Source organism: Synechococcus sp. R6-7 (genome assembly GCF_047461695.1).
GTDB lineage: Bacteria > Cyanobacteriota > Cyanobacteriia > Thermostichales > Thermostichaceae > Thermostichus.
On record NZ_JANSHS010000298.1, the window covers coordinates 1 to 3,245 of the forward strand.

The 3,245-nt window shown below is 57.8% G+C and carries 4 protein-coding genes; 2 read left to right on the forward strand and 2 right to left on the reverse strand.

Annotated features, from left to right (window positions below; translation table 11 throughout):
- The coding region (ureB, locus tag NW815_RS09120) for an urease subunit beta (RefSeq protein ID WP_414415931.1) at nt 1-179 on the reverse strand (179 nt) is incomplete at its 3' end.
- Between the two features lie 97 nt (nt 180-276).
- On the reverse strand, nt 277-579 hold the full coding sequence (locus NW815_RS09125) for an urease subunit gamma (RefSeq protein WP_011433938.1): 303 nt from the start codon (nt 577-579) through the stop codon (nt 277-279).
- A gap of 427 nt (nt 580-1,006) precedes the next feature.
- Between NW815_RS09125 and NW815_RS09130 the strand changes: the two genes are divergently transcribed.
- Nucleotides 1,007-2,176, forward strand: coding sequence for an HrcA family transcriptional regulator (locus NW815_RS09130; RefSeq protein ID WP_414415930.1), 1,170 nt, complete (start codon nt 1,007-1,009; stop codon nt 2,174-2,176).
- A 53-nt stretch (nt 2,177-2,229) separates the two neighbouring features.
- Nucleotides 2,230-3,213, forward strand: coding sequence for a tRNA lysidine(34) synthetase TilS (gene tilS, locus NW815_RS09135; protein ID WP_414388984.1), 984 nt, complete (start codon nt 2,230-2,232; stop codon nt 3,211-3,213).
- The last annotated feature ends 32 nt before the right edge of the window (nt 3,214-3,245 follow it).

The following is a 3,245-nucleotide window of genomic DNA, read 5'->3' on the forward strand; positions in this document are numbered from 1 at the left end:
CGCATGCCAAAGCTGGCGGCGCGATCGAAAACCAGGGCTCGGTTCACCTCAAAAAAGTGAAAATGGGATCCCACCTGAATGGGCCGATCCCCTCGGTTGGTAACCTCCAGGGTCACGGTGGCCCGTCCGACGTTGGCTTGGATGGGATCCTCTGCCAGCAACAGTTCCCCTGGGATCAGGGCCGGCTCTGCGTTGGCAGCAGGGTTGGTTCTGGATTGGCGAGCCATGGGGACGACCTCCTGAAGTCTCTGGGTCTTTGGAGCATCTGGGGGATCCCTAGCGAATGGGGTGGTGTAGGGTAACCAGCTTGGTTCCGTCGGGGAAAGTAGCCTCCACTTGAATTTCCGGGATCATCTCTGGGATCCCGGGCATCACGTCCTCGCGGGTCAGCCACGTCAGCCCCTCGCTCATCAATTGGGCGACTGTTTTCCCCTCCCGCGCCCCTTCCAAGACTGCTGCGCTCAAGTAGGCCACCGCCTCAGGGTAATTGAGTTTGAGGCCCCGCTGCCGCCGATCCCGAGCCAACTGGGCAGCCAGGTAGATCAACAACTTGTCTTTCTCCTGGGGGGATAAGTACACGGGACAACCTCAAAGATACAAAAGGATACAGGGGGGACAGCAGCAGGCCCAGTTGGCCTAGAGTTGACCGAACTCATGCGCAGAAATCCCCAGTCTTGGCGCAGCGGACTGTTGCTACGCAACAAGGTGGCTAGCCGTAGTTCATCTTTTACCACCTCTGGGCAAAAAAGGGGAGCCCAGGCTACAAGAGATTTCACTCTCTCCTGCACAAGCAGCAGTCTCAACCTCTTCCGACATCGGGTTTTGCAACTTCCTTCCTAGGCAACCCGCTATATAAAGAGTAACAATAGATGCATATAGATTAGAAGATGTAAAAGTCTGTCTGGATTCCTATCTCAGCTCTGAGTTGGTTTATCCTGGAGCAATTTACCGGCTCTGTATTAACAGTTTCCTTTGATAGGCGTTGACTGGGTTCTTTTGATCGGCTATGAAACTCGAACTGACTCCCCGCCAGCGGAAGATTCTCTGGGCGACAGTGCGCAGCTACATTGCGACGGCTGAACCTGTCGGTTCCAAAACCTTGGCCCAGTCCTATAACTTTGGGGTGAGCACGGCCACCATTCGTAACGACCTGGCCACCCTTGAGCAGGTGGGGTTACTGTTTCAGCCCCACACCTCTGCGGGTCGGGTTCCCTCCGACTTTGGCTATCGGGTTTATGTCAACGATTTGTTGACCTCTGCCAACAGCGGTGGGATCCCTCACGATGCTCCTCAGCCGGATCCCCATCCTGCCCTGCAACAGTTGATGGATCAGCTTGGCCGTGAGCTGGGAGATGACTTGGACAGTCTCCTACAAAGGGTGGCCCAGCTTTTGGCCCATCTGAGCGGTTGCATTGCTCTCATCACTCCTCCTCAGGGGCCGGTGGTAGCCATTCATCATGTGCAGTTGGTGTCGGTAGCGCCAGGGCGGGTGATGGTGTTGGTGGTAACCGACTCCTATCAAACCCATTCAGCTCTGGTCAGCCCCCCCGACTGGCCCAGCGACTCCCGAGAGGATTTGGAAGATGAATTGCAATTGCTCAGCAACTTTCTCACCCTGAAGCTGCGGGGCAAAACCTTTGCCGAGTTGCAGGATCTGAGCTGGCTGAAACTGGATGAAGAATTTCGTACCTACGGCCATTGGCTCCAGCAACTGCTGCGCTCGGTGGTGCAACGCTGTCTACAGCCCTCTCTGGGGCAGGTGTTCAGTGCCGGTATGGCCGAGTTGATGCGTCAGCCGGAGTTTTCCCAGGCCCGGCAGGTGCAGGCAGTGATGCAGTTGATCGAGGAGGGAGCCAAGCAACTTCAGGGGATGATTGGGCTCCATTTTGCCGATGGGGGTGATCCGCAGTTGGCGTATCTGCCTCCTCTGCCGAGCTCAACGGAGATGGATCAAGAGTCAGGACAGCCTGCCCGCAAGACCCCGGTGATCATCTACATTGGCAGCGAGAATCCACTGGAGTCTCTGCACCACTGTACGGTTATCGCCTCCACTTACCACCGTCGCTCAGCTCCTCTGGGTACGGTCACCTTGCTGGGGCCGACCCGAATGGCCTATGAGCGCAGCATTGCTGCTGTGCAGGCGGTGGCCTCTCATCTGACCCGGGCTCTTGCCTAAGGGATCCCATGAAGGCAGGCAGGGTCTGGGTTGCACCTGAGCAATAACAAGCTGTGGCCAGGCTCTCTCCTCTCCACCTGCGGGTACAGTGCGCCATTCGGCAGCGGCAACTTCTTCACCCTGGCCAGCGGCTGCTGGTGGCTTTTTCGGGCGGGCAAGATTCTTTTTGCCTGCTCCAAATCCTGCGGGATCTACAGCCTCGCTGGGGCTGGCAGCTCTTCGTTTTGCATTGCGATCACCGCTGGTCGGCAGATGAAACGGAGTGTGCTCGCTTTTTGCAGGGGTGGCTGCAGCAGCAGGGACTGCCTCATGCCGTTGAGACTGCGGATCCCATCCGCCGAGATGAGGCAGGGGCCAGGGCTTGGCGCTACCAACAACTGGAGAAATGGGCCCGCATCTGGGACTGCAGCGCCGTGGTGATGGGGCATACGGCCACGGATCGAGCAGAGACGTTTTTGTGGAACTTGTTGCGGGGAACAGGAGCCGCCGGGCTGAGCAGCCTGGATTGGCAGCGGCACCTAGACGACCGGGATCCCACCTCTGCCCAAGTGGTGCGACCCCTGCTGGAGCTATACCGTTGGGAAACCGAGCAATTTTGCCAACAGCACCAATTGCCGGTCTGGCCGGATCGCAGCAACCAAGATCTGGCCCATGGCCGCAACCGCCTCCGCCTAGAGGTGATGCCTTACTTGAAACAGCACTTCAACCCGCAACTGGAAGCGGCCCTGAATCGGGCTGCCACACTGCTGCAAGCAGAACATGAGCTGGTGGTAGCTCAAGCAGCTCAGCTATGGCCACAGGTATATGAGCCCGCTTTGCCAGGGCTGCGACGGGATCCCTTGCGGGCTGCCCCCTTGGCTCTGCAGCGGCAGGTAATGTTCCAGTTTTTGTCCCTGGTGTTGCCCCACCACCCCACCTTTGACCAGGTAGAAGCCGGGATCCAGCTCTTAAAAGCAGACCGAGGCAGCCGTAGCCCCGATTATCCAGGTGGGCACTGGCTGGAAGTGAAAGGGGATCACTTGGTTTGTTTCCATTAATTTTTCCATTAATTCCACTTCCCCGAAGGGAA

Excerpts from the sequence above, each read along its gene's own strand:
- NW815_RS09130 (WP_414415930.1), top strand. The coding sequence starts at position 1,007 with ATGAAACTCGAACTGACTCCCCGCCAGCGGAAGATTCTCTGGGCGACA.